The following is a 25,529-nucleotide window of genomic DNA, read 5'->3' as shown; positions in this document are numbered from 1 at the left end:
TCAGGCGCGCGGGCCGTGGACGGTCCACGAGAAGTCGAAGGACGCGCTCGCGCCGGGAGCGAGCTCGTGGAGCGGTGACAGGATCTCCAGCTCCACCAGCCGGGCCGACGGGTGCAGCCCCTCCAGCGAGCCGATCGGTGCAGCGGTGGGGTACTGCATCCACAGCTCCACCTGGCAGCCGCCGTCCGGGTACACCGCAGCCGGTTCCACGGGGAACACGAGGTCGATCCCGGCGCCGTCGGGGCGCCGGTAGCGGACGCAGCCTGTGGCGTCGGTGAACCCCACCTTGGCCACCACGTCGCTCACCTGCACGGCCCGGAACCCGTCCACCACGGGCCCGACGTCGATCGCGCCGTCCGACTCGACCATGGAGATCGGCGCCGCGCCGCCGGCCGAGCCGACCTCGACCGACCCCCCGGCCTGGTGCGCGAACGCCTCCGTGTCCACCTGGCACACCTCCCAGACGGACCACCGCACGGGTCGGTCGGACACGTTGGTGAACGTGTTGCGCTGCCGGACGGTGGTGCCCGAGCGGGGGACCACCAGCCGGCGCTCGACCCGCAAGCCGGTGCGCGCGTCGTCCGGGCTGGTCAGCCGCACCACGAGCCCGTCGAGCTCCTCCGACCACTCGTCGCTGACCGTCCACCGGCCGGAGTCGAGCACGCCGTCCGGCGGACCCGGCCACTCGTCCGGCGAGCCCCAGCCCTGCGGAGCGGGCCAGGTCTTCGAGCCGCCGACGTTCGCCCACGACCCCATGGCGTCAGTCAGCGGCGCCCAGGTGGTCCGGGGCCGCACCGTCGCCAGGTCGGCGTCCAGGTACTCCGGGTTGCGCCACAGCAGCTCGGCTCCGCCGCACCGCAGGGAGATCAGCCGGCCGCCGACGCCCGGCAGGAAGGCGAGCTCCAGCTCGTCGTTCGCCGCACGGATCACCTCGAGCCGGTCGTCGTCTCCCGTGGTCCGGGTGAGCTCGGGAACGCTGCCTCGTATCGACGCCGGCATCGATGATCACTGACCTCTCGTCGGAGTTCGCGTCGATGGTGGCAGATCGGCCGCTCGGTCAGCCGCGGTGGCTGACCCCGACGAGGGTGATGACCGGGGCCGCCACCAGCAGCACCAGGGGGAGGAACACCGCCCACATCGGACGCTCCAGGTCCGGCCGGTCCAGCAGCACCACGTCCGGCCGTCCGGGTGCCTGCACCACCGCGACCACCTGACCGGGCTGGTACTGGCCGTGCGGCACCTTCTGGTTCACCGGCACACCTCGCGGCATCGCCGCGGTGGCCACCACGACGGTGTCCGTCGGAGCCTCGGTGACCGACCGCTGCTGCCAGACCCCCGTCGGACGCACGTCCACCACCATCGCCGTGCCTCGCAGGCCGCGGGTGAACACGCGGTACCGCCGGTAGAACACGGCGAACGTGCCGACCAGCACACCGCAGAGGACCACCACGACCACCAGGACCAGGGCGGTGCCCGCCTGGCCGGCGAGCGGGCTGGGCGGCACCGTCAGCCCTCGAAGCGCAGCGTGCGCAGGATGGCGAACCCGGCGGAGCCGTCGAGCTGCCCGTGGGCGGCCTCCGCCGAGACGCCGACCGTCTTGGTGCCCTTGGCGTCCCGCACGGTGACCAGGATCGTGTCGCGCTTCGAGCCGTCGTCCTGGGTGAGGGTGGCGCGGATCGCCGTGGCGTAGGGCATGCCCTTCCAGGTCGCCGGCGAGAGGGAGACGTCGGACCAGCCGGGGGTGGCGGCGATCTGCGCCTCGGCCGTCTGCGACGACGCGTCCACCGCGGTGTCGTTCGCCCCGTGCCCCGGCGTCACCGTCACGGTGGCGACGGCGCGCTTCTGCGTCGGGTCGTGCACCACCAGCTGCTTGATGCCGTTGTCGAGGCTGCTCGTCGAGCTGGTGTCACCCGTGGGGACGTCCACCGTCACCCCGAGGACGGTCACGGGCGTGGTGCCCTGCGGGGTCGCCAGGCTGATGATGGTCACGCTGCGTCCCGTCGGCTGGACGCCGAACGCGGGCGAGCCGCCGGAGCTCGGGGCCTTGGGGGTCCCGGAGCAGCCCGCCAGGGCTCCCACCAGCACCACGACGACCGCAGCCGTCCGGGTCGTCGCACGCATCCTGGCAGCAGCTGGCAAAGCGAGCTCCCCCTGAAGTCGCTGACCAGTCAATCAACCGTCGCGGACTCTAGCAACGGCCGCAGGCGCCCGTCCGCGGGAGCTCACAGGTGCTCGACGCAGACAGCCAACAGGTGCACCCCTCCGGCCACTTCCGGCGGCAGGCGCCGCCGGTGCAGGGTGCTCCTGTGACGGTGCTGATCCTGCTGCGCAACGGAGAGAGCCACGCGGACGCCCGCCAGTCCTACGCGGGCCTGCTGGATCCCGGCCTGACGCCGACGGGGATCGCCGAGGCGCAGACGGTGGCCGACCTGCTCGCGAGCAGGGGAGTGCGCCCGGACGTCGTCGTGACGTCTCCGCAGGCCCGAGCCGTCGAGACGGCGGACGCCCTGCTGGCACGGCTGGGCCAGGCCGAGCTGCCGCGAGTGACGTCCTGGCGCCTGGCGGCCCGTGACCTCGGCTGCCTGACGGGCGTGGCGAAGCCGCGCGCCATCGACCTGTTCGGCGCCGAGTCGATGAGCGAATGGCGGTTCTCCCCCGGCGGCAAGCCACCGGCGGCCAGCCCCGAGCGGATCCGAGCACTGCCGTGGCGGCCGACGGCCGACCTCGTCCAGAGCCTGCCCTTCGGCGAGGGGGAGTCGCTGCGCGAGGTGGAGGACCGGCTGCGACCGTTCTGGGAGAGCCCGCTGCGCACGGCGCTCGCCGCCGGGCGGACCGTCCTGGTCGTCGCGCACACCGACTCGCTCCGAGCGCTGCGCCGCGTGATCGAGAGCTGCGGGCCCGACGAGGTCGACACCCTCCGCGTCGTGCCGGGGCAGCCGTTGGCCTACCGCACGGACACCTCCGGGAACGTCCGTCCACCGGCCCTGTACCTGGAGAACCACGCCGCCCTGTGAGCCGTTCCCGGCTCCGGCTCAGCCTGGCGTGCCGGCTCGTCGCGCGATGCGGCGGACCAGCCGCTCGACCGGTCCGGACGCGAACAGCAGGAGCAGCGCGTAGTAGTTGACCGCCGGCAGCAGCACCCCGACGGCGAACGCCACGAGGAGCACCACGCTCGCCGAGAGGGCCGCCCACGGCACCACGTCTGTCGCGGAGATCCCTTCCCGCCGGAGTGCGGGCCGGCGCCACACCAGGGCAGCGGCGGCGAAGAGGAACAGGGAGCCCGTGGCGAGGGTGCCCAGGTAGACGGCGAGCACGATGCGGTCGTGGCTCGGATAGGCGGAGGTCAGCTCCGTGGCGAACGGCAGGAAGACGACGGTGAGCACCCAGCCGAGGTTCACCATGACGAAGGCCCGGTCGTAGGAGCCGACCCGCTCGCTCATCCGGTGGTGCGCAAACCACAGCCGTGCGATCACCACGAAGCTGAGCAGGAAGGCGCCGAAGCGCGGAGCGTTCTGCGTGAAGACGTCGCTGACGCGCGCCGGCGGACGCGTCCCGTCGATCAGATCGGTGAGCGGCAGGACGAGCAGGGTCAGCGCGATCGCCACGACCGCGTCGAGGAACGTGATGAACCGGTCGAGGCCGCGGTCGCTGCGCATGGCGGGAGGCTAGACGCCGACCAGCACGCGACCCAGGCGAGAGCCACCACGGCCGACGAGACCGTCGCGCGCCACGCATACGGCGGAAGATCAGGGAACCCTGGTCGTGAACGTCCGAGGGAGGTGGCTCTGTCAACCTAGGTTGATATGACGACAATTGTCGAAAATGATCGCTGTGCGCGGACGGCGCGTCAGTTCTCGACTACTGCTGTTGCGCCGAAACGCGACGCAGAGGCCGACTGTGTGCGCGAGTCCAGTCCTTCGCCGCGGATTCGCCAGCGGCTGGCGACGGGGCCTCGCTCGGCCGTCTGAACTTGGGCGGTGGAGGACCGCAGGGTTGCGGCTTCATGTCCCATCCAAGTCAGGAGCTGCGCCCTGTCTCGTACATCAGGTGTCCAAGATCCTCGTGCTCCTGCAGGTATGCGGCCAGTTCTGCGGCGTGGCTGTGGTCCTTCGCGTCGATGGCGAGGAGGTTCGTCGACGACCACTCAATGAGCGCCCCGCGTGACTCCAGCTCCTGAGCCATAATGTCGCGCGGATAGTATGATTCGCCGAAGTAGGCGCGGAATACGTACCGGCCTGACGGCACGGACACCCTGGTTATCGTGAATCGCTCATCCGTTTCTACGATGTCTCCCAGCGCGATGTCGTAAGCGAAGAATGGTATGCAACATAGCTCGAAGCAGAGGTCATCTAGTCTCCGAGCCCACAACTGCTCGGAGTTGACCTTCGAGTTTGCAGAGTCGACGGCCACCGCGATGATGAAGTCCGAGCGCTCTCGCCATACTGGCTCACTGTGGATGGCTTCGTTCCTGCTCGTCATCACCAGTCGAGCCACCAGTCGGGCGGCCAGGGCCCACGGTATCCAGGGGCGGGATTCACAGGGAAATCCCTAGCGCCGTTGGAGGCATTACAGAAGGGACACGCACACAGCAGCATCGACACATCTCCCCCTGCTGGAATGCCTGCCCCAACATCAGCGGCGACCGCCAAGCGGTCGTCCCGGCGGACGCTACGCACCGGCAGAGCCCAGGAGGACGAGAACCGGTGCAGGTTCACCCGAACAGCCCTACGTCTCGAAGCCACGGAGGGGCCCGGGCCATCACGCTCCAGGTGCACCCCTCGGGCCGCGACCGGCCGCAGACGCCCCCGCGCGTCGTGCCTGGGCACCCTCGGGCCCAGCGGCCGACGCGTCGGGCAGTGTCGTCCCACGCGCGCGCTACCTCGAGAACCACGCCGTCACGTGAGCCGAGCGTCGGCTGCCCCTCGGGCCGGCGTCACGCCGCTGGCCCTCATCGTGAGCGACCCCCCGAGACGACGAAAGAGCCGGAGACCATCGGGTCTCCGGCTCTTCCCCTGTGCGCGAGGCGGGATTTGAACCCGCACGCCCTTTCGGACACTGGCACCTGAAGCCAGCGCGTCTGCCGTTCCGCCACTCGCGCGCGCCGGAGAACATTAGCACGGTGCCGGAGCCCTCCGACGCCACCGTCATGAGCCCCGGACGAGACCCGCGACTCCCCGCCGCGGGCGCCGCCGAGCGCTCCACACTGCCCCGTCCGGCGCCCGGAGCCGTCCCCGCGGACCCGGCACCAACGGCCCACACCAGCGCGCCGAGCAGCACCGACGCCGCGGCCCGGTGCCCACGCGGATACGATCGAGCCGGGTCGTCGCGCACCCACGCTCGCGCACACCCCCTCGCCTGGCCCCTCCGCCGGCGACGACCGGTGAAGGAGGTGGCGTGATGGGCATCCTCGACAAGTTCGAGAACGGGGTGGAGCGCGCGGTCAACAACGCCTTCACCCGGTTCGCCCGCAGCGAGGTCAAGCCGGTCGAGCTGGTCAGCGCGCTGCGCCGCGAGGTGGACGACCGGGCGGCGGTGGTGGACCGGGACCGGACCGTCGTGCCCAACGACTTCGTCATCGAGCTGTCCACGTCGGACTACGACCAGGTCGAGGCGTGGGGCGCCGAGACGCTGGCCGACGAGTTCGCGGCGAACGTCACGGACCACGCCGCCAGCCAGCGGTACGCCTTCGTCGGGCCGGTGACCGTGTCCTTCGCCGAGGACCCGGACCTGGAGACGGGCCGGTTCACGGTGAAGAGCTCGACGGTGCGCGGTGCGGTCGCCCCGGCCACCACGGCCGCGCCGAGCCCGCGGCACCCGCTGCTGGACATCGACGGTCAGCGGTACCTGCTGACCGGCCCGGTGACGGTGATCGGCCGCGGCTCGGAGGCGGACATCATCGTCGACGACCCCGGCGTCTCCCGTCGGCACCTGGAGATCCGCGTCACGCCGGACGGTGTGATCGCCACGGACCTCGGCTCCACCAACGGACTGTTCGTCGAGGGCCACCAGGTCCCCGCCGCCACCCTGCTCGACGGCAACACGCTCACCATCGGCCGCACCCGGATCCTGTTCTGGACCGGTGGCGAGCCGGAAGCGGACGGGTGACCCCGGCGCATGAGCGAGGTCACGGTCACTCTGCTGCGCTGGGGATACCTGGCGCTGCTGTGGGTCCTGGTGCTGTCCGCCATCTCGGTGCTCCGCCGGGACCTGTACGGCACCCGGATCGTCGACCGCCGACGCGCCGCGCAGGCTGCCCGCAGCCGGAACGCCCAGCCGGTACCCGCGTCCACCATCCCGGAACCGCCCGGCCCCGCGGCACCGGAAGCCGCCGCACCGGCCCGGCAGCCGCGTCGCTCGCGCTCCACCGGCGGCCCCACCCGCCTGGTGGTCACCGAGGGTGCGCTGCGCGGCACCATCCTCCCGCTGGGCTCGTCGTCCGTGCTCGTCGGCCGCTCGCCCAGCTGCACCCTGGTGCTGGACGACGACTACTCGTCCTCCCGCCACGCCCGCCTGTTCCAGCAGGGCGACCAGTGGTTCGTCGAGGACCTCGGCTCCACCAACGGCACGTTCGTCGGTGAGCGTCGCGTCGAGTCACCCACCCCCGTCCCCACCGGCACGCCGGTGCGGGTGGGCCGCAGCGTCCTCGAGCTGCAGAGGTAACCGGGTGAGCATCGGCCTGCGGTACGCGGCCCGGTCCGACGTGGGGCTGGTCCGCGCCAACAACCAGGACTCGGCCTACGCCGGTCCGCACCTGCTGATGGTCGCGGACGGCATGGGTGGGCACGCCGGCGGCGACGTCGCGTCGTCGGTCGCGGTGGCGGCGTTCGCGCCGCTGGACGACGAGGCGCACGGCCCGGACGACGCGCTCGCCGAGCTGGAGCAGGCGATGGAGTCCGCGCGCGAGGAGATCATCGCCCGCTCCGAGGCCGAGCCGGACCTGACGGGCATGGGCACGACCGTGACGGCGATCCTGCGCACCGGCAACAAGCTGGCGATGGCCCACATCGGAGACTCCCGCGGCTACCTGCTGCGCGACGGCGAGCTGACGCAGGTCACCACCGACCACACATTCGTCCAGCACCTGGTGGACACCGGCAAGATCACGCCTGAGGAGGCCGTGCACCACCCGCAGCGGTCGGTGGTGATGCGGGTGCTCGGCGACTTCGACACCGACGTCACCCCGGACCTGTCGGTGCGCGAGGCGCGCCGCGGCGACCGCTGGCTGCTGTGCTCCGACGGGCTGTCCGGGTTCGTCAGCGCGGACACGCTCGCCGAGACGCTGCGCGAGATCCCGGACGTGGACGCCTGTGCCGACCGCCTGGTGCAGCTGGCGCTGCGCGCCGGAGGCGGGGACAACATCACGGTGATCGTCGCGGACGTGGTCGAGCTGGACGACCTGCGGGACGGCACCGCCCCGGGCACCGCGACCACGGTGGTCGGCGCCGCCGCGAGCTCGCGCAACCGGCCCACCTCCGCGGCCGACGGTCCCGCGGCACGTGCGGCGAACCTGACCAAGCGGGCCGCCCGCGCCGTCGGGCTGGGTGGTGCGGCGCACGAGGCGGAGGACGACGACAACCACGCGGCCGCGGTGGACGACGAGGAGGCGGCCGACGAGCGCGCCGCGGAGTCGGGCCCGACGCGCCGGAGCCTGCTGGTGGTGTGGTCCGCGGCGCTCGGCCTGGTGCTGGTGCTGCTCGGTGCCGGCTACGCGTGGAGCCAGACGCAGTACTTCGTCGGCGACGACGGCGGCCGGGTCGGGGTGTTCCGCGGCGTGCCGTCGTCCGTCGGACCGCTGCAGCTCTCGTCGGTGGTGGAGCACAGCGACGTGCAGGTCAGCACGCTGCCGGACTACCTGCAGCAGCGGGTGCGGGCCACCATCCGGGCGACCTCTCTCGCCTCGGCGCGTGACCAGGTGTCGGCCCTGGCGCAGGCGGTGCCGACCCCCGAGCCGTCCGTCAGCCCGACGCCGACGGCATCGGCCACGCCGAGCCCGAGCGCGACGAGCCCGGACGCCACGTTCACCGCCTCACCGCTCCCGGCCCCGGTCCCCACCGTCGTCGGCCCGTGATGGCGACCGTCCAGCCCCTGCGGGTCCGCTCCGGCCGTGGCGTCGAGCTCGGCCTGCTCGTGCTCGCCCTGGTGCTCGGGGTGGCCGCGTACGCCCTGGTCGGCCTCGGGGTGAAGGACAAGGTCCCGTCGAACGTGCTCTGGTACGGCGTCGGCATGGCGGTGATGGCCGTCGGCATGCACCTGGTGCTGCGGTGGCGGGCGCCCTACGCCGACCCGGTGATCCTGCCCATCGTCGTCGCGCTGAACGGCATCGGCCTGGCGATGATCTACCGGCTGGACCTCGCCGCCGAGTCCAAGGGCCACCCCACCGACTTCGCCGGCAAGCAGCTGGTGTGGACGGCGATCTCCGTGGTGCTGGCCGCGGTCGTGCTGATCTGGCTGCGCGACCACCGCACCCTGCGCCGGTACACGTACACCGCGGGCGTCGCCGCGCTGGTGCTGATGGCCTCCCCGATGCTGCCGGTGATCGGCAAGGACGTGAACGGTGCCCGGATCTGGGTCCGGGTGGGCGGCGTCGGCCTGCAGCCGGCGGAGCTGGCCAAGATCGCGCTGGCGATCTTCTTCGCCGGCTACCTCGTCACGAACCGGGACACGCTCACGCTCGCCGGGCCCAAGGTGCTCGGGCTGCAGCTGCCGCGCGTCCGGGACCTGGGCCCGATCCTCGTCGTCTGGGGCGTCTCGCTCGCGATCCTGGTGCTGCAGAGCGACCTCGGCACGTCCCTGCTGTTCTTCGGGCTGTTCGTCGCGGTGCTCTACCTGGCCACCGAGCGGATCTCCTGGGTGGCGATCGGCCTGGTGCTGTTCGCGGGCGGCGCCGCCGCGGCGGTCGCGACGATCCCGCACGTCGCCGTCCGCTTCTCGGCCTGGTCGAACGCCCTGTCGAACGCCGAGTTCAACCGGCCCTTCGGCGGCTCCGGCCAGCTGGTGCGCGGCCTGTTCGGCATGGCCAGCGGCGGGCTGTTCGGCACCGGCTGGGGCCAGGGCCGGCCCGACCTGGTGCCGTTCGCCGAGTCCGACTTCATCGTCCCGTCGCTCGGCGAGGAGCTGGGGCTGACCGGCCTGCTGGCGATCCTCGTCCTCTACGCGGTGCTGACCGAGCGCGGGCTGCGCACGGCGATCGGCGTGCGGGACGGGTTCGGCAAGCTGCTGGCCGGCGGCCTGGCGTTCGTCATGGCGTTCCAGGTGTTCGTCGTCGTCGGCGGCGTGACGCGGCTGATCCCGCTGACCGGCCTGACCACCCCGTTCCTGGCGTACGGCGGCTCGTCGCTGCTGGCCAACTGGGTGATCGTCGCGCTGCTGCTGCGGGTGTCCGACGACGCCCGGCGGCCGGCCCCCGCCATGCGGGCGGTCGCCACACCCTCCGGCGGCACGCCCGCGGTCGGCAACCCGGCCGTCGGCGGCCCCGTGGTCCGGCGTCCCGCACCGCGCGGCGCCGAGCCGGACGAGAACCCGACGGAGCGGATCGGGGGACTGCCGTGAACACCCCGCTGCGCCGCCTCGCGACCATGATGCTGGTGATGTTCGTCGCCCTGATGGGCAGCGCCACCTGGGTGCAGTTCGTCCAGGCCAGCAAGCTGAACAACGACCCGCGCAACGTCCGCACCCTGTACCGCGAGTTCGGCAACCCGCGCGGGCCCATCGTCGCCGGCGGCACGGCGATCGCCTCGAGCACCAAGGTGAACGACGCCTTCGGCTACCAGCGGCAGTACGCCGCGGGCGACCTGTACTCGGCGGTCACCGGCTACTACTCGGTGGCCAACGGCCGCTCGCAGCTCGAGCTGGCGGCGAACTCCCAGCTGACCGGTCGCAGCGACCAGCTGTTCTTCACGCGCATCCGTGACCTGCTGACCGGCAAGGCGACCGAGGGCGCAGCGGTGGAGACGACGATCCTCCCGGCCGCTCAGCAGGCCGCACGCACCGCCCTCGGAAACCAGCGAGGGGCCGTCGTGGCCATCGAGCCGTCCACCGGCAAGATCCTCGCGATGGTGTCCACCCCCGGGTTCGACCCCAACGCCCTGGCCGTCCACGACACCGCCGCCGCCAACGCCGCCTTCCAGCAGCTGAACAAGGCGGACGGCAACCCGCTGCTGAACAAGGCGATCAGCGACCGGTTCGCCCCCGGCTCCACGTTCAAGCTGGTCACCGCGGCGGCGGCGCTGGCGAGCGGGAAGTACACCGCGCAGACGCAGGTGCCCGCACCCCTCCAGCTGACGCTGCCGAACACCACTGCCACCCTGAGCAACTTCGGTGGCGAGAGCTGCGGCGGTGCGACGGTCAGCCTCGCGGACGCCCTGCGGGTCTCCTGCAACACCGCGTTCGCGCAGGTCGGGCTCGACCTCGGCGCCGCGGCGATCAAGGCGCAGGCGGACAAGTTCGGCTTCGACGACCCGTCGCTGACCGTCCCGATGCCGGTCGTGCAGTCGGTGGTGCCGACCGGGCTGGACGCACCCGAGACGGCGCAGTCGGCCATCGGCCAGCGCGACGTGCAGGCGACGCCCCTGCAGATGGCGATGGTGGCGGCCGCGATCGCCAACGGTGGCGTGCTGATGCGCCCCTACCTGGTCCAGACGGTGCGCGCCGCCGACCTGACGGTGGTCAGCCAGGCGCAGCCCAGCACCTACTCCCAGGCCATGTCGTCCGCCGACGCCGCCACGCTGCGCGACATGATGCTCGGCGTCGTCAACAACGGCACCGGCACCGCGGCGCAGATCCCGGGCATGCAGGTGGCGGGCAAGACGGGCACGGCGGAGACGGCCGCCGGTCAGGCGCCGCACGCGTGGTTCGCCGCGTTCGCCCCGGCCGACGCGCCGAAGGTGGCCGTGGCGGTGTTCGTCGAGCACGGCGGCAGCCTCGGCAACGACGCCACCGGCGGTGCCGTCGCGGCGCCGATCGCCAAGGCCGTGATCAAGGCGGTGACCGGGAAGTGAGGACGGCACCCGGGGTCGCGCTCGGCGGTCGGTACCGGCTGGCCCGCCGCATCGCGGTGGGCGGCATGGGTGAGGTGTGGGAGGCGCAGGACGAGGCCCTCGGTCGGCCGGTCGCGGTCAAGGTGCTGCGCGAGGAGTTCGCGGGCGACCGCGGCTTCCTCGAGCGGTTCCGGACGGAGGCCCGCAACTCCGCGGCCCTGTCCCACGGCAACATCGCCGCGCTGTACGACTACGGCGAGCAGGACGGTTCGGCGTACCTGGTCCAGGAGCTGGTCGTCGGCGAACCCCTCTCCGACCTGCTGGAACGCGAGCCGGTGCTCGAGCCGCGTCGCCTGCTGCCGATCCTCGCCCAGACGGCCCGCGCGCTGCACGCCGCGCACGAGGCCGGGGTGGTGCACCGGGACGTCAAGCCGGGCAACATCCTGATCGGCCGCGGCAACCGCGTGAAGATCACCGACTTCGGCGTCTCGTTGGCGCAGGACCAGCCGACCATGACCGCCACCGGCATGGTGATGGGCACCGCGCAGTACCTGTCCCCGGAGCAGGCCGTCGGCCGGCCCGCCACGCGCCTGTCGGACCTGTACTCCCTGGGCGTGGTGGCCTACGAGGCGCTGGCGGGCAAGCGGCCGTTCACCGGGCCGACCGCGGTGGACATCGCGGTCGCGCACGTCAACGACCCGGTGCCGCCGCTGCCGTCGTCGGTCGACCGCAACCTCGCGGACCTCGTGATCCGGCTGCTGTCGAAGGACCCGGCCAAGCGGCCGCAGTCCGGCGAGGAGCTCGCCGTCACCCTCGACCGGCTGCTGCCGCACACGCCGGTGTCCGGCGTCCCGATGGTGGTCACCGCACCGGAGCCGCCGGTCCGGGTGCCGACGGGCACGGCGACGGGCAGGGCGGCAGGTACGGCGACGGGCACAGCGACGGGCACGGCGGTCGGCGCCGCGGCGGGCGCAACGGCCGGCGGCGGCGCGGGCACGTCGACCACCGGCACGTCGGACGCTCGCACCGCGACCTCCGCCGCTCGTTCCGCCGACGCCGTCCCCCCGTCCTTCCCGCCCCGCCACCGGGTGCGGCCGACGGAGACCACGGCCGGCCGGCACACCGCCCGCCGCACGGCTCCCGCCCCCACCGGCACCCGCTCCACCCGCTCGGGACCGGCGGCACCGTCCGCCCCGGGCTGGGTGACCGAGGTGACCACGCGCGGACCGGCCCGGTGGCGCTGGATCGTGGTGATCGCGGTGCTGATCGTGGTGGCGCTGCTGGGGGCGGCCCTGGCCAGCAGCCTGACCAGGGCGGACGCGGTGCCGGGCACGACGGCACCGGGCGTGGTGCTCGCAGCCACGCCGGAAGGCACCGGTCCGGCCGGCGTCGTGGATGGGATGATCGGGCAGGACGGCCGGTGGCAGACCACCGCCGACGGACGACGCTGAAGGGCACCTACGTGGTGGATGAGGGGACCCGCATCCTCGCCGGCCGGTACGAGGTCGGTGAGCTGATCGGGCGCGGCGGCATGGCCGAGGTGCACATCGGTCACGACCGGCGGCTCGGCCGCACGGTGGCGATCAAGATCCTGCGCTCCGACCTGGCCCGTGACCCGTCGTTCCAGAACCGGTTCCGCCGCGAGGCCCAGGCCGCCGCGTCGCTGAACCACCCGGCGATCGTCGCCGTCTACGACACCGGCGAGGACGTGGTGACGGAGCCGACCGGCCTGGTCGCGCACGTGCCGTTCATCGTCATGGAGTACGTCGAGGGCCACACCGTGCGGGACATCCTGCGCGACGGCGCCGCGGTGCCCATCGAGGAGGCGGTGGAGATCACCGCCGGCGTCCTCTCGGCGCTGGAGTACTCGCACCACGCCGGGATCGTGCACCGCGACATCAAGCCGGCCAACGTCATGCTGACCCCCACGGGGGCGGTCAAGGTGATGGACTTCGGCATCGCGCGCGCCGTGGCGGACTCGGCCGCGACGATGACGCAGACCCAGGCCGTCATCGGCACCGCGCAGTACCTGTCCCCGGAGCAGGCCCGCGGCGAGCAGGTGGACACCCGCTCCGACCTGTACTCCACCGGCTGCCTGCTGTTCGAGCTGCTCACCGGTCGCCCGCCGTTCACGGGCGACTCCCCGGTCGCGGTGGCCTACCAGCACGTCCGAGAGAACCCGCCGGCACCGAGCGACATCGCCTCGGACGTGCCGGAGACCCTGGACCGCATCACGTTGAAGGCGCTGGCCAAGGAGCGGGACGACCGCTACCAGACGGCCGGCGAGTTCCGGGCGGACCTCGAAGCGGTGCTGCGAGGCGGTGCGGTGGGCGCACCGCCGGTCGGCGCCTTCGCGGTGGCCGGTGCCGCCGGTGCCCTCGCCGCAGGCGAGGCCACGCAGGTGATGGCGCCGGCCACCGCGGCCACCCAGGCGTTCACGCCCGGCTCGGCGGCGTGGGGCGCGACGGGCATCACCACGCCGGGCTCCGGCGTGGTGGAGGACGACGAGCGCGGCCGGAGCTGGCTCGTCTGGCTGCTGGTCGGCATCGCGGTGCTCGCCGTCGGCGGGCTCGTGTGGCTGCTGCTGTCGCAGCGTGGGCCCTCCACGCCCCAGACCGCGGCGGTGCCGAACGTGGTCGGCAAGTCCGAGCAGGACGCCCGGGACCTGCTGACCACCGACAAGTTCAAGATCGGCGGCACCCAGCAGGAGAACTCCGACTCGGTGCCGGCCGGCAGCGCCACGCGAACCGACCCGCCCGCCGACAGCCAGCAGCCGATCGGCAGCTCCGTCGTGCTGTACATCTCCAAGGGCCCGGCGAACCTCGCGGTCCCGGACGTCACCGGCAAGACGGTCGCGGACGCCACCACCGAGCTGAAGGGTGCGGGCTTCGTCGTCGACCCCACGCAGACGTCCGACGACAACCCGAACTTCCCGCAGGGCCAGGTGACCAAGACGGACCCCATCGCCGGCCAGACGGTCGCCGCGGGTTCCACCATCAAGCTGTCCGTCTCCTCGGGCAACGTGGTGCTCGGCAACCTGGTCGGTCAGAAGCAGGCCGACGCGGTGGCGGCGCTGACGGCCCTCAAGCTGGGGAACAACGTGCAGACGCAGCCGGTCACCGACCCGAAGCAGGTCGGCGTCGTGATCGCTCAGGACCGGCCCGACAAGTCGATCCTGAAGCAGGGCACCGTCGTCACCATCACGGTGGGCGCCGCGCCGACCACGGCCACCATCCCGTCGGGGATCACCGGCCCGACGGTGACCGAGAAGGCGGCGCGTGACGCGCTGACCGCGGCCGGTCTGACCAACATCCAGACGACGACGCTCGACCCGAAGAAGAACCCGTCCGACCAGCCGGCCGGCACGGTGATCAGCGTCAGCCCGCCGTCGGGCACCAACGTGGCGATCAACCAGCAGATCACGCTGACGGTCTCCGGTGGCCCGGGTCCGAGCCCGAGCCCGTCGGCCTCCTGACCGATCAGCTCACGACGACGGCCGCTCACCGAACCCGGTGGGCGGCCGTTCTCGTCGTCGGACCAGCCGAGCCGGCCGATCAGCAGCACATGGTCAGGCGCGCACCAGCGGGTGCAGCCCCTCGGACCGCCCCACGGCACCCTCGTCCCCGCACATCGCCAGCCAGTTCGCCAGCAGCCGGTGACCCCCCTGCGTCAGCACCGACTCGGGGTGGAACTGCACGCCGTGCAGCGGCAGCGTCCGGTGCTGCAGCCCCATGATGATGCCGTTCGCCGTGGCGGTGACCTCGAGCTCGTCGGAGAACGTCCCGTCCACCACGGCCAGCGAGTGGTACCGCGTGGCGGTGAACGGTGACGGCAGCCCGGCCAGCACGCCGCGGCCGTCGTGCTGAACCTCGCTCGTCTTGCCGTGCATCAGCTCCGGTGCGTGCGTCACCACCCCGCCGTACACCTCGCCGAGCGCCTGGTGCCCCAGGCAGACGCCGAGCATCGGCGTCCCCGTCTCGGCACAGTCCCGGATCACCTGCATCGACGAGCCGGCGGCCGACGGCGTCCCCGGTCCCGGTGACACCAGCACCCCGTCGAACGCGGCGCGGTCGGACACCGGCGGGACGGTGTCGTTGCGCACCACCACCGTGTCGGCACCGAGCTGGTTGAGGTACCCGACGATCGTGTAGACGAACGAGTCGTAGTTGTCGACCACCAAGATCTTCGTCATCACTCACCCACGGTCGTCTGGTTGAAGGGCATGTGCGGGGCGATCGCCGGGTACACCCACTCGAAGCACACCGCCAGCACCGCAGCGGCCAGCACCACGCTGATCAGCACGCGCACCCACACCGGCCCCGGCAGGTGGCGCCACAGCCACGCGTACATCATGCGCTCCCGAGCAGCTCGGCCGGCACCCCGTCGGAGGCCGGCGCCCAGTAGTCCAGCACGCCGTGCACCACGTAGCGCTGGGCGGCGGAGTACATCGGCGTGCAGGTGGTCATGGTGATCGACCGGGCCGTCGGGGTCGCACCCGGCTTGTCCGGCACCGGCGCGATGACCTCGGTCTGGTGCGGGTACACGATCTCCGTGGACGCGACCTTGTACACGTACCAGGCGTCCTTGGTGCGCACGACGAGCGCGTCGCCCACCTGCAGCTCGGCGATCCGGTTGAACGGCTTGCCGAACGTGGTGCGGTGGCCGGCGACGGCGAAGTTCCCGACGGCACCCGGCATCGCGGTCCCCTGGTAGTGCCCGATGCCGAGCACGTCGAGCACGGTGGCGCGGTCGGTGCCCTCGCTGATCGGGCGTTCCGGCTCACCGGCCCACCGGGGCACCTGCAGCGTGGCGAACGTCGTCGCGTGCCCCGGTTCGGCCAGCACGGGCGGGTCGTCGTGCCGCGGCGTCGCCACCTTCGGCCCCACGACCGCCGTCGCACCCGCCGCTGCGCTGGGAGCGCTGGTCGGCACGGGCGTGGCCCACGCCAGCGACTGCACCACACGCGCCTGTCCCGCGTTCCCCTGCACGTCGGTCCACCACAGCTGCCACGCGAGGAACCCGAGCAGCAGCACGCCGACCGTCAGCAGCACCTCGCCGAGCACGCCGACGGCGCCCCACACCAGCCCGTGCCGACGGGCGGCTCGACGGGCTGTGCGCCGGGGGACGACGTCGGTGGTCATGCGCTCGCCCCGGCCGTCATCCGGCAGCCCCACGGCGGCTGGCCGTCCCGCTCGTCGCGGACGGCTCCGGCAGGCCGGGCAGCACCTGCACCCCGGCCGGCACCGAGGCGTACGTCAGGTCCGTGGCGGAGTAGGCGGGCAGCTGCAGCCAGGACGACTCGTTGACCTGCCACCCGAGGCCCACCTGGATGGAGTCGCGGACGTAGGCGCGTACGGCCGGCGCCTGGTCGAGCGCCGCCTGGAGCTTGTGCGGGTCGCCGATCGCCCGGACGGTGTACGGCGGTGAGTAGACGCGACCGTGCAGCCGCAGCACGTTGCCGACGCAGCGGAAGGCGCTGGTCGACACGACCCGCTGGTCCTGCAGCTCCATCGCCTCGGCGCCACCCGCCCACAGCGCGTTCATCACGGCCTGCAGGTCCTGCTGGTGCACCACCAGCACGTCGGGGCTGACGTTGCCGCGCCGGGGGGAGTCCGCCGGGGCGTCGTTCAGCTGGACCGTCAGCCCGGTGCCGCTGACCGGCACACCACCGCCGGCCACCAGGTAGCCCGTCCCCACGGCGTCCGCCGACACCCCGGGCAGGGCGCTCTGCGCCGTCAGCACGTCCACCTCGGAGCGCAGCTCGTCCACCTGCGCCGACAGCCGCGCGACCTTGTCCGACTCCGCCTGCGTCAGACCCCGCAGGTCCGTGGGGTGCCGTGAGATCGACCCCGCCGCGCTGCGTGCCGACATGGAGAACAGCACCGCAGAGAGCATCAGCACCACGCCGACGGACACGCTGCCGCGCGGCAGGCGCAGGCGGTGCGGGCGGTCGCTCACGCAACGCTCCTGGTGACGGGCCGGGTGCACGCGGTCCGGCGGCGTGCACCGTCTAGGCTAGGTCACGTTGCGCCCGGTCTGTGCGGCTCTCCTCGAGCACGGCAGCACGGGCGACGGCCCCCGGTTCCGCCTCGGCCACCGGCCTGCGACGGCCACGGGCGCGGCGGGCACCCATCGCCTGAAGGAGCACCCGGACGTGCCTGAGTCGAGGTCGCGGAAGAAGGTCGCGTACACGCCGCCCCCCGGGAAGGCTGTCCCGCGCAAGCCGAACCCGCCGTGGTTCGTGCCGGTGATGCTCGGGCTGATGGTGGTCGGGCTGGCCTGGATCGTGGTGACGTACCTGACCGCGCAGAGCGGCCACACGTACCCGATCCCCGCGATCGGCCAGTGGAACCTCGCGTGCGGCTTCGGGCTGATCCTGGTCGGCTTCGGGATGACCACCCGCTGGCGCTGAGCGACCCGCTGAGTGCGGCGGTCCGTCGGGTCGGTTGTCCCCAGTGGTGAACAACCCTGTGGAAAACTACACCGATGTCATTCCGCAGGTCACAGCCTGTGGACGGCTCAGAGCAGACCGACCGCCCGGTAGGTGAGGACGGTCGACGCGACCAGCAGGACACCGACCACGACCGGGGCCACCACGGCGACGAGCCGCCGACGCGGTGCGGGGGCGTGCGCGTAGGCGAAGGCCAGGACCAGCCCGACGACGAGGCCGCCGACGTGCGCCTGCCAGGCGATCCCGAGCCCGGGGATGAAGCTGATCACCAGGTTGACCACGATGACGCCGAGGATCCCGCGGGCGTCCGCGCCCACCCGCCGCAGCACCACGAGGATCGCGCCGAACAGCCCGAACACCGCTCCTGACGCGCCGACCATGGCCACGTTCCAGCTGTGCGTCACCGGCGCCAGCAGCACCGCGCCGACGGACCCGCCAACCGCCGCCATCAGGTACAACGTCAGGTACCGGGCGCGGCCGAGCAGCTGCTCGAGCAGCGGTCCGACCGTCCACAGGGCCACCATGTTGAACACGATGTGCAGGAAGCTCGTCGGCGAGTGCAGGAACGCCGCGGTCAGGAACCGGTAGGGCTGCGACGCACCGAGCACCGGCGCGAACCACCACCGCCCCGTCCAGCCGGGCGTCGTCAGCTGCAGCAGGTAGCTGAGCGCGTTCAGCCCGATCAGCGTGAACGTGACCAGCGGTCGCCCGTCCCGCACCCGACCCCCGAGCACCGTCCGGCGGGCCGGCACCGCGCGGTTCGCTTCCGCGACGCAGTCCACGCAGTGCACCCCGACCGCCGCCGGTCGCTGGCACTGCGGGCACACGGGGCGCCCGCAGCGCTGGCAGCGCACGTAGCTGATCCGGTCGGGGTGCCGCGGGCACACCGGGGGCGCCGCGGTTCCGGCGCCTGTCGGGTCGGGAGTGGTGATGGTCAGTCCTCGACGGTGATGGAGTCGATCACCACGTCCTGCACGGGACGGTCGCCCGGTCGGGTCGGGGTGGTGGCGATGGCGTCGACCACGGCCTTGCTCGCGTCGTCGGCCACCTTGCCGAAGATGGTGTGCTTGCCGTTCAGCCAGGGCGTCGGCGCGACAGAGATGAAGAACTGCGAGCCGTTGGTGCCACCCATCTTCCCGGTGACCGGGTCGAGGCGCTTGCCCGCGTTGGCCATCGCCAGCACGTACGGCTCGGAGAAGGTCAGCTCGGGGTGGATCTCGTCGTCGAAGTTGTAGCCCGGGCCGCCGCGGCCGGTGCCCTGCGGGTCACCGCCCTGGATCATGAAGCCCGGGATGACGCGGTGGAAGATCACGCCCTTGTACAGGGGATCGGTGCGCGTGACGCCGCTCGGGTCCGTCCACTCCTGGGAGCCGGTGGACAGCCCGGTGAAGTTCGCCACGGTGCGCGGTGCGTGGTTGGGGAACAGCTCGACACGGATGTCGCCGGCGGTGGTGTGCAGGGTCGCAAACATGGCCCCAGTCTCGCACGGAGCCCTCCTGCGCAGCGGGGCCCGCGGTGGCAGAGTGGGAGGTCACAGCCTCGAGACCAGCAACGACGTCCGGGAGTGGCAGATGACGAAGCACAGCAAGCTCGACGTTGACCCCGACAAGCTGAAGGAGCAGGCAGCCGACCTCGGCGCCACGCTGACGGGCGCCGCCGTGCACGCCAAGGAGTGGACGACGCCTCGGGTGGAGGCCTTCATCGACTGGCTGATGCCGCGCCTCGAGAACGCCTACAACGAGAGCGTCAAGGCCGCGGCACCGCGCGTGGAGAAGGCTGCCGAGAAGGCGGCGCCGGCGATCGACACCGCGCACGACAAGCTGGTGGACGAGCTGATCCCGCGCCTGGTCACCGCCCTGAACGAGGCGGCGGAGAAGGCGGGTGCGGCGGCGGTCAAGGCTGCCGACACCGCGGCGGAGGTCGCCAAGGCGAACGCGGCCGAGCTGAAGAAGCAGGTCCACGTGACACCGCCGAAGAAGTCGCACAAGGGTCTGAGCACGTTCATGGTGGTCGGCCTGCTCGTCGGTGCCGGTGCGGCCGGTGCGGCCTGGTTCCGGTCCCGGTCGACCGTAGACCCCTGGGCCGAGCCGTGGGAGCCCACCGACCCGACCGGGGGCACCGGGGCGGACGCGCTGCACACCCACACGCACGACGTGCGCGCCTCCGTGACCGATGCCGTGGGGGACGCCGCCGACGCCGTGGGTGAGGCGGCCGGCTCGGCGGTGGCGAAGAGCCGCGAGGCGACGCGCAAGGCGGCAGAGAAGCTCGACGAGGCCCGCGCCTCCGCCGAGGAGGCGGCCAAGAAGGTCACCCGCCGCACGGCCAGCAAGGCGGAGGACGTCGCCGACGCGACCGAGGACGCGGTGGAGAAGGACAACCCCTCGGGCGACATCTGATCGCTCGCCCCGAAGGCAGCACGACGAAACGGCGGGGTCCCGGGTGTCCGGGGCCCCGCCGTTCGTCGCAGATGTGGGCATCTCCTGACCGTCCTTTTGCCATCTGCGGACATCTGCGTGGACAACCCACCAGATGCCGGACGTCCGCGCGGTACCGTCTGGCCATGCAGCTGGGAGACCTTCAGGCACGCGTGCGCATCGCGCTGACCAACACGATCGCCAACGAGTGGACGCTGTTCACCCCGTCGAGCGGCACCAGCAGCGCCTCGGAACGCACCATCGCCTTCCACCTCGGCTGGTACCTGCGGCCGATGATCGAGAACGCCTGGGACATCGACGCGGAGTACGACCGGTCGGCGATGGCCCTGGAGAAGGCGGTCCGGCTCGAGGACGCGGACTCCGAGGGTCGGCGCATCCCCGACCTGATCGTGCACCGCCGCGGCCACCTCGGCCCGGAGGAGAACCTGCTGATCCTCGAGCTCACCGCCGACCACGCCACCCGCGGGTCGACCGCCGGCGACTTCGGCCGCGCGACGGCGATCCAGCGGCGGTTCGGGTACCGCTACGCGGTGCTGCTCGACCTGCGCCTCGGGCTGGAGGGCGGCCAGCCGACCGTCCAGCCGACGTGGCACTGGGCCACGCTGGAGGAGGGTCCGGTCACCATCGAGCCCGAGGACGTGTACCCGGCAGAGGTGCTCGCGGACATCACCGCGCGCGGGGCGGCGTACCGCCGCGGCTGATCGCCGGACCGCGGGCTCAGTCGGCCCGGCGGTAGTTCAGCAGCCGCTGCACCACCACGACCGTGACCAGGAACGCCCCGCTGACCACGTTGTTCCAAGTCGAGTCGAGCTGCAGCTCGCGGATGAACGCGTTGATCGTGCCCAGCAGCAGCACGCCGGCGGCCGTACCGATCAGCGAGCCGGCACCTCCGGTCAGCAGCGTCCCGCCGATCACCACCGCGGCGATCGCCTGCAGCTCGTACCCGGTGGCGATGATCGGGCTGGCGGACACCAGCTGGGCGGCCTGCAGCATCCCGGCCACGCCCGCGAGCGCCGCGGAGACGACGTAGAGGCTGACCTTGGTGCGGCGCACCTTCAGCCCCATCAGCACGGCGGCGTCCTCACCACCGCCGATGGCCAGGGTGGTCAGGCCGAACGGTGTCCGCTCGAGCACCACGTGGAACACCACGTACAGCGCGATCGCGATCAGCACCGGGTAGCCGATCGTCAGGAACACCCCGGTGCCCAGGTGCGCGAAGAAGGAGTCGCTCGGCACCGAGTACGTCCGGGCACCGGCCCCGGTCAGCTGGTACACCAGCCCGCGGACCCCGAACAGCGTCGCGAGCGTGACGATGAAGGGCGCCATCCGGGCGTAGCCGATCAGCATGCCGTTGATCAGGCCGATCAGCCCGCACGCCACCACCGTCGCCAGCACGGCGGCGGCCGGTCCCGCCTGGTTGCTGACGTACACGCCGACCACGCCGCCGAGGGCGAAGACGGAGCCGACCGACAGGTCGATCCCGCCGGTGATGATCACGAGTGTCATGCCGATGGCGACGATCCCGATGTACGAGTTGCCCAGGACCGTGTTCCGCAGGTTGTCCAGGGTGTGGAAGCTCGGCCAGATCACCGAGCCGACCAGCACCAGCAGCGCCAGCGCGGCGAAGGCCGCCACCCCGTTGCGCTGCAGCGCCGCCGCGACGCGGGACCCGGTGGCGGCGACGGGTTCCACCGGGCGCGCCGCCAGGCCGGTGCCGGCGGTGGCGGGGCCGTCGGGGACGCCCGTCGGTGCGGTGGTGCTCATGCGCGTGCCCTCACTCGCTGGATGTAGACGGCGCCGACGATGACGACGGCGGTGACCATCTGGGACACCGCGTCCGTCGCCGAGTGGAAGATCAGCGTGCTGCGCAGCAGCTGCATGAGGATCGCGGCGGCCACCGTGCCGACCACCCTGACCCGTCCGCCGGTGAGCGGCGTCCCGCCCACCACGACCGCGGTGATGGCGAACAGCTCGTAGTTCAGCCCGCTGGACAGGGCGTTCGCCGAGGTGATCGACGCGGTGTCCATCACGCCGGCCCACGCCGCCAGCACCCCGCTGAGCACGTAGACGCCGATCAGCGTGCGTCGCACGGGAACCCCCGACAGGTACGACGCCCGAGCGTTGTCCCCGACGGCCAGCAGCTGCCGGCCGAAGCTGGTCCGCCGGACGGTGAACGCGACGAGCCCGACGGCGACCAGCGCCGCGATGATCAGGCCGTTCACCCCGAGCACGTGGCCGGAGGAGATGCCCAGGATCACCTTGTCGTGGATGCTCGGGTTCTTGCCGGCCAGCAGCAGCTGCGCGATGCTCCGGCCGGCGAACAGGAACGCCAGGGTCGCCACGATCGGCTGGATCCCGACGACGCCGACCAGGAACCCGTTCAGCACCCCGACCAGGCCGCCGATCACCAGCGCCAGGGCGATCGCCCCGACCCCCGGCACGCCGCTGAACTGCACCAGCAGCGCGCCGGACAGGGCCATCACGGCGCCGACGGACAGGTCGATGCCTGCCGTCCCGATCACCATCGCCATGCCGAGGGCCACCACGACGATCCGGGTGCACAGCACCAGCTGCACGTCGAGGTTGTCCCAGGTGATGAAGCGTGGGGTGAACAGCACGTTGTAGACGACGATCAGCACCAGGGCGACGTACACGCCGTTGTCCCTGGTCCAGCGCAGCACGGTGGCGCGGTCGGCCTTCGCCGCCGTCCCGGCGACCGCGGTGGACAGGCTAGTCACGGGTGGGGTCCTCCTCAGGGGACGGGACTGCGGCGATCGCCTGCACCAGGTCGTGCTCGCTGATGTCGTCGCCGTCGAGCACCGCGACGACGGCCCCGTCCTTGAGCACCACGATCCGGTCGCTCTCGTCGACCAGCTCCTCGGTCTCGGACGAGATCAGCAGCACCGCGAGACCTTCTGCGGCGAGCTCGTCGATCGTCTGACGCACCTCGAACTTCGCCCCGACGTCGATGCCGCGCGTCGGCTCGTCGAGCACCAGCACGCGCGGGCTCAGGCACAGCCACCGCGCCAGCATCACCTTCTGCTGGTTGCCGCCGGACAACGTGCTGACCTTCTGGCCGGGCCCGGTCGCCCGGATGTGCAGCCGGGCCATGAAGTGCCCGACGAGCTGGTCGATCCGCTTGTCGGACACCAGGCCGAGGCGGGACATCCGGGGCAGTGCCGCGATGGCGATGTTGTCGCGGATGGACAGGTTCGGCAGGATCCCCTCGAGCTTGCGGTCCTCCGGCAGCAGCGCGACGCCGGCCTCGATCGCCGCTCCCGGCGACCCGGTACGGATCGGCTTGCCCTCCACGAGCACGGCGCCGGAGTCGAGCTCCTGCGCACCGAGCACGGCCATGCCGGTCTCGCTGCGGCCGGCGCCGAGCAGGCCGCCGAGCCCGACGACCTCGCCGCGGTGCACCTCGAACGAGACGTCGTGCAGACGGTTGCGACGGGTCAGCCCGCGCAGCTCCAGCACGGGCGGGCCGGCGACGATGCGGTCGCCGCCCCCCGGCGCCGAGCGGTGCAGCGCCGTCTGCAGCTCCCGGCCGAGCATCGTCGCGACCAGCTGCACCCGCGGCAGCTCCGCCATCGGACCGGTGTGCACCAGCCGGCCGTCCCGCAGCACGGACACCGTGTCGCAGATCCGGTACAGCTCGTCCAGCCGGTGGCTGACGTAGACGATCGCCACGCCCTCCGACCGCAGCCGCCGGATGATCCCGAACAGCGTCTCCACCTCGCGGGACTCCAACGAGGAGGTGGGCTCGTCCATGATCACGACGTTCGCGCGCAGCGCGACCGCCCGGGCCACCGAGATCATCTGCTGCGTGCCCAGGCCCAGGGTGTTCAGCGGCACGTCGACGTCGGCGCGGATCTGGTAGTCGTCGAGCAGGGCGTTCGCCTCGCGCCGCATCCGCGCGAAGTCGACCAGCCGCAACCGGGTGCGCGGCTCGCGGCCGAGATACAGGTTGCGCGCCGCGCTCTGCATCGGCACCAGGTCCAGCTCCTGGTAGATGGTGCTGATGCCGGCCGCCTGCGCCGCCCGCGGGTCCGCGAACGTCACCGGCTCGCCGCGGTGCCGCAGCTCCCCGCTGTCGCACTGGTACACGCCGGTGAGGATCTTGATCAGCGTCGACTTGCCGGCACCGTTCTCGCCGACCAGCGCGTGCACCTCGCCGGCGCGCACCGTGAGGCTGACGTCGCTGAGTGCCTTGACGCCCGGGAACGACTTGCTCACGCCCCGGGCCTCCAGCACGGGGGGCGCCCCGGCCGTGGTGAGCTCCGCCATCGAGTGCTCTCCCTGGTTGTGCTGGGTCTGGACATCCTGCACCCGCCGCCGTCCGGGCCGACGGCGCCGGGCGGGCGGCGGGTGCAGGTGGGTCGCTCGGGTCAGAACGACTTGGAGAGGTTCGCCGAGGCGTTGTCCGGCGTGTACTCGTTGTCCGAGATGATGATCTTCGCGGGCACCGGGGTGTCGTTCTCGAAGTCGGCGAGCGCCTTGAAGGCGAGCGGGCCGAACCGCGGGTTGGACTCGATCACGCCGTTGTACTTGCCGTCCACCAGCAGCTGCACGGCGTCGTGCGTGCCGTCGACCGACACGATCTTGATGTCCTTGCCGGGCGTCTTGCCGGCAGCGGCGATCGCGGTCTCCGCGCCGATGCCCATCTCGTCGTTCTCGGCGTACACGGCGGTGATGTCCGGGTGGGCCTGCAGCAGCGAGGCCATCACCGTCTGACCGTCGGTCCGCGCGAAGTTGGCGGTCTGCTGCGCGACCACCTGGATGCCGGGCGCCGTCTTGATCTCGTCGACGAAGCCGCTGGTCCGGTCGGTGGTGACGCCGTTGCCCGACGAGCCGAGCAGGATGGCGACCTTGCCGGTGCCACCGGTCTGCTTGATCATCGCGTCGGCGGCGCGCTTGCCCTGGGACACGAAGTCGGAGCCGATGAAGGTCAGGTAGTCGGTACAGGCCTTGGAGTTCACCAGGCGGTCGACGGTGACCACGGGGATCTTCTTGGCACGGGCCGCGTCGAAGGCCGGCTGCAGGCCGTCCGAGTTCAGCGGCGCCACGATCAGCAGCTGCACGCCCTGGTTGATCATCCCCTGGATGTCCGTGACCTGCTTGGCGATCTCGCTGTTCGCGTTCGTCTTGATCAGCGTGGCGCCCTGCGCGGCAGCCTCGTCGACCATCGACTTGGTCTCGGCGATGCGGAACGCGGCGGTCTCCGGCTCCGACTGGGAGAAGCCGACCTTGGCGCCCTTGAGGCTGATCTTCGGGTAGCCGAGCGCGCTCGCCGTGCAGCCGTCACCGGACGCGGACGCCGCGCCGGATGACGCCACGGTCGGGTTGGCAGCAGCGGCGGCGGTCCCGCCGGAGGTGGATCCGGCGGACGACGACGAGCATCCGGCGGCGGCGAGGCCGACCGCCAGCGCGAGGGCGGTGACGGTCGTGCGCCGCGAGGTCTTCATCGACATGGGTGTGTGGCTCCTTGGACGAGGTGGAACGAGCACCTGCGGGCGGGCCGGGCCGGACGGCGTCCCCTTCGACGTCCGGTGCGAACCCGCGGCGTCCCGCGGTGTCGCACCCTTGCGACGACGCCGGCGGAACGTGTGTGTGATCGATATTGACGAAGTTCTGATCGGACCGTCAACCACTCGTCCATCACGTGAT

General features: G+C 72.1%; 26 protein-coding genes and 1 tRNA gene. 11 read left to right on the top strand and 16 right to left on the bottom strand.

Going from position 1 to position 25,529, the window contains the following annotated elements:
* The 3 genes from N0B34_RS08970 to N0B34_RS08960 are packed head-to-tail and all read right to left on the bottom strand — an operon-like array spanning position 1 to position 2,121.
* Positions 1–999, bottom strand: coding sequence for a DUF4380 domain-containing protein (locus N0B34_RS08970; protein WP_263731032.1), 999 nt, complete (start codon positions 997–999; stop codon positions 1–3).
* A 58-nt stretch (positions 1,000–1,057) separates the two neighbouring features.
* Positions 1,058–1,504, bottom strand: a complete 447-nt coding sequence (locus N0B34_RS08965; protein WP_263731031.1) for a hypothetical protein — start codon at positions 1,502–1,504, stop codon at positions 1,058–1,060.
* Positions 1,505–1,506: 2 nt separating this feature from the next.
* The gene (locus tag N0B34_RS08960; protein WP_263731030.1) at positions 1,507–2,121 is read right to left on the bottom strand and encodes a hypothetical protein; all 615 of its coding nucleotides are present in this window, start codon (positions 2,119–2,121) and stop codon (positions 1,507–1,509) included.
* Between the two features lie 185 nt (positions 2,122–2,306).
* Between N0B34_RS08960 and N0B34_RS08955 the strand changes: the two genes are divergently transcribed.
* Positions 2,307–3,014: a 2,3-bisphosphoglycerate-dependent phosphoglycerate mutase gene (locus N0B34_RS08955; protein ID WP_263731029.1), complete on the top strand. Its 708-nt coding sequence runs from the start codon at positions 2,307–2,309 to the stop codon at positions 3,012–3,014.
* Between the two features lie 18 nt (positions 3,015–3,032).
* Here the strand turns inward: N0B34_RS08955 and N0B34_RS08950 are convergent, their stop codons facing one another.
* The 3 genes from N0B34_RS08950 to N0B34_RS08940 all read right to left on the bottom strand — a co-directional run bounded on the left by N0B34_RS08950 (position 3,033) and on the right by N0B34_RS08940 (position 5,098).
* Complete coding sequence (locus N0B34_RS08950; RefSeq protein ID WP_263731028.1) at positions 3,033–3,656, bottom strand: TMEM175 family protein; 624 nt, start codon at positions 3,654–3,656, stop codon at positions 3,033–3,035.
* Positions 3,657–4,017: 361 nt separating this feature from the next.
* Positions 4,018–4,410, bottom strand: a complete 393-nt coding sequence (locus N0B34_RS08945) for a DUF4265 domain-containing protein (protein WP_263731027.1) — start codon at positions 4,408–4,410, stop codon at positions 4,018–4,020.
* A gap of 605 nt (positions 4,411–5,015) precedes the next feature.
* A tRNA-Leu gene (locus tag N0B34_RS08940) sits at positions 5,016–5,098 on the bottom strand.
* A gap of 299 nt (positions 5,099–5,397) precedes the next feature.
* Here N0B34_RS08940 and N0B34_RS08935 point away from each other — a divergent pair.
* Genes N0B34_RS08935 through pknB form a run of 7 tightly spaced genes read left to right on the top strand, consistent with a single transcriptional unit; the run spans position 5,398 to position 14,451 of the window.
* Complete coding sequence (locus N0B34_RS08935; protein WP_263731025.1) at positions 5,398–6,105, top strand: FhaA domain-containing protein; 708 nt, start codon at positions 5,398–5,400, stop codon at positions 6,103–6,105.
* 9 nt (positions 6,106–6,114) lie between these two features.
* On the top strand, positions 6,115–6,660 hold the full coding sequence (locus tag N0B34_RS08930) for an FHA domain-containing protein (protein WP_263731024.1): 546 nt from the start codon (positions 6,115–6,117) through the stop codon (positions 6,658–6,660).
* Between the two features lie 4 nt (positions 6,661–6,664).
* On the top strand, positions 6,665–8,068 hold the full coding sequence (locus tag N0B34_RS08925; protein WP_263731023.1) for a Stp1/IreP family PP2C-type Ser/Thr phosphatase: 1,404 nt from the start codon (positions 6,665–6,667) through the stop codon (positions 8,066–8,068).
* A complete protein-coding gene (locus N0B34_RS08920; protein WP_263731022.1) occupies positions 8,068–9,549 on the top strand; it encodes an FtsW/RodA/SpoVE family cell cycle protein in 1,482 nt (493 codons plus the stop codon). Before N0B34_RS08925 ends, N0B34_RS08920 begins: the two co-directional genes overlap by 1 nt.
* Positions 9,546–10,997 (top strand): peptidoglycan D,D-transpeptidase FtsI family protein, encoded by a 1,452-nt coding sequence (locus N0B34_RS08915; protein WP_263731021.1) that lies wholly within the window; start codon positions 9,546–9,548, stop codon positions 10,995–10,997. The genes N0B34_RS08920 and N0B34_RS08915 overlap by 4 nt, the downstream gene beginning before the upstream one ends.
* Complete coding sequence (locus N0B34_RS08910) at positions 10,994–12,427, top strand: serine/threonine-protein kinase (RefSeq protein WP_263731020.1); 1,434 nt, start codon at positions 10,994–10,996, stop codon at positions 12,425–12,427. Before N0B34_RS08915 ends, N0B34_RS08910 begins: the two co-directional genes overlap by 4 nt.
* Before the next feature lie 11 nt (positions 12,428–12,438).
* Positions 12,439–14,451: a Stk1 family PASTA domain-containing Ser/Thr kinase gene (pknB, locus tag N0B34_RS08905; protein ID WP_412175727.1), complete on the top strand. Its 2,013-nt coding sequence runs from the start codon at positions 12,439–12,441 to the stop codon at positions 14,449–14,451.
* Positions 14,452–14,544: 93 nt separating this feature from the next.
* Here the strand turns inward: pknB and N0B34_RS08900 are convergent, their stop codons facing one another.
* The 4 genes from N0B34_RS08900 to N0B34_RS08885 are packed head-to-tail and all read right to left on the bottom strand — an operon-like array spanning position 14,545 to position 16,934.
* Positions 14,545–15,168 carry an aminodeoxychorismate/anthranilate synthase component II gene (locus tag N0B34_RS08900; RefSeq protein ID WP_263731018.1) on the bottom strand — a complete coding sequence of 208 codons (624 nt, stop codon included), beginning with the start codon at positions 15,166–15,168 and terminating at the stop codon, positions 14,545–14,547.
* Positions 15,168–15,326 carry a hypothetical protein gene (locus tag N0B34_RS08895; protein ID WP_263731017.1) on the bottom strand — a complete coding sequence of 53 codons (159 nt, stop codon included), beginning with the start codon at positions 15,324–15,326 and terminating at the stop codon, positions 15,168–15,170. Before N0B34_RS08895 ends, N0B34_RS08900 begins: the two co-directional genes overlap by 1 nt.
* The gene (locus N0B34_RS08890) at positions 15,326–16,117 is read right to left on the bottom strand and encodes a class E sortase (protein ID WP_263731016.1); all 792 of its coding nucleotides are present in this window, start codon (positions 16,115–16,117) and stop codon (positions 15,326–15,328) included. Before N0B34_RS08890 ends, N0B34_RS08895 begins: the two co-directional genes overlap by 1 nt.
* A gap of 16 nt (positions 16,118–16,133) precedes the next feature.
* The gene (locus N0B34_RS08885; RefSeq protein ID WP_263731015.1) at positions 16,134–16,934 is read right to left on the bottom strand and encodes a DUF881 domain-containing protein; all 801 of its coding nucleotides are present in this window, start codon (positions 16,932–16,934) and stop codon (positions 16,134–16,136) included.
* 196 nt (positions 16,935–17,130) lie between these two features.
* Between N0B34_RS08885 and N0B34_RS08880 the strand changes: the two genes are divergently transcribed.
* The gene (locus N0B34_RS08880) at positions 17,131–17,388 is read left to right on the top strand and encodes a cell division protein CrgA (RefSeq protein ID WP_263731014.1); all 258 of its coding nucleotides are present in this window, start codon (positions 17,131–17,133) and stop codon (positions 17,386–17,388) included.
* 107 nt (positions 17,389–17,495) lie between these two features.
* Here the strand turns inward: N0B34_RS08880 and N0B34_RS08875 are convergent, their stop codons facing one another.
* Both N0B34_RS08875 and N0B34_RS08870 read right to left on the bottom strand, forming a co-directional pair.
* Positions 17,496–18,209, bottom strand: coding sequence for a rhomboid family intramembrane serine protease (locus N0B34_RS08875; RefSeq protein ID WP_318529976.1), 714 nt, complete (start codon positions 18,207–18,209; stop codon positions 17,496–17,498).
* A gap of 152 nt (positions 18,210–18,361) precedes the next feature.
* Positions 18,362–18,898 (bottom strand): peptidylprolyl isomerase, encoded by a 537-nt coding sequence (locus N0B34_RS08870; protein WP_263731013.1) that lies wholly within the window; start codon positions 18,896–18,898, stop codon positions 18,362–18,364.
* 100 nt (positions 18,899–18,998) lie between these two features.
* On the opposite strand from N0B34_RS08870, the gene N0B34_RS08865 reads away from it, so the two are divergent.
* Positions 18,999–19,823: a hypothetical protein gene (locus N0B34_RS08865; protein WP_263731012.1), complete on the top strand. Its 825-nt coding sequence runs from the start codon at positions 18,999–19,001 to the stop codon at positions 19,821–19,823.
* Positions 19,824–19,987: 164 nt separating this feature from the next.
* Positions 19,988–20,563, top strand: a complete 576-nt coding sequence (locus N0B34_RS08860; RefSeq protein ID WP_263731011.1) for a hypothetical protein — start codon at positions 19,988–19,990, stop codon at positions 20,561–20,563.
* A 16-nt stretch (positions 20,564–20,579) separates the two neighbouring features.
* Here the strand turns inward: N0B34_RS08860 and N0B34_RS08855 are convergent, their stop codons facing one another.
* The 4 genes from N0B34_RS08855 to N0B34_RS08840 form a co-directional block, all read right to left on the bottom strand.
* Positions 20,580–21,626, bottom strand: a complete 1,047-nt coding sequence (locus tag N0B34_RS08855) for an ABC transporter permease (protein WP_263731010.1) — start codon at positions 21,624–21,626, stop codon at positions 20,580–20,582.
* Positions 21,623–22,600: an ABC transporter permease gene (locus tag N0B34_RS08850; protein ID WP_263731009.1), complete on the bottom strand. Its 978-nt coding sequence runs from the start codon at positions 22,598–22,600 to the stop codon at positions 21,623–21,625. Before N0B34_RS08850 ends, N0B34_RS08855 begins: the two co-directional genes overlap by 4 nt.
* The gene (locus tag N0B34_RS08845) at positions 22,593–24,149 is read right to left on the bottom strand and encodes a sugar ABC transporter ATP-binding protein (RefSeq protein WP_263731008.1); all 1,557 of its coding nucleotides are present in this window, start codon (positions 24,147–24,149) and stop codon (positions 22,593–22,595) included. Before N0B34_RS08845 ends, N0B34_RS08850 begins: the two co-directional genes overlap by 8 nt.
* 101 nt (positions 24,150–24,250) lie before the next feature.
* Entirely contained in the window at positions 24,251–25,333 is a 1,083-nt protein-coding gene (locus tag N0B34_RS08840; RefSeq protein ID WP_263731006.1) for an ABC transporter substrate-binding protein, read from the bottom strand.
* Positions 25,334–25,529: the final 196 nt, after the last annotated feature.

Source organism: Cellulomonas sp. SG140 (assembly GCF_025770785.1).
GTDB lineage: Bacteria > Actinomycetota > Actinomycetes > Actinomycetales > Cellulomonadaceae > Cellulomonas.
This window is presented reverse-complemented; position numbering and strand designations above follow the sequence as displayed.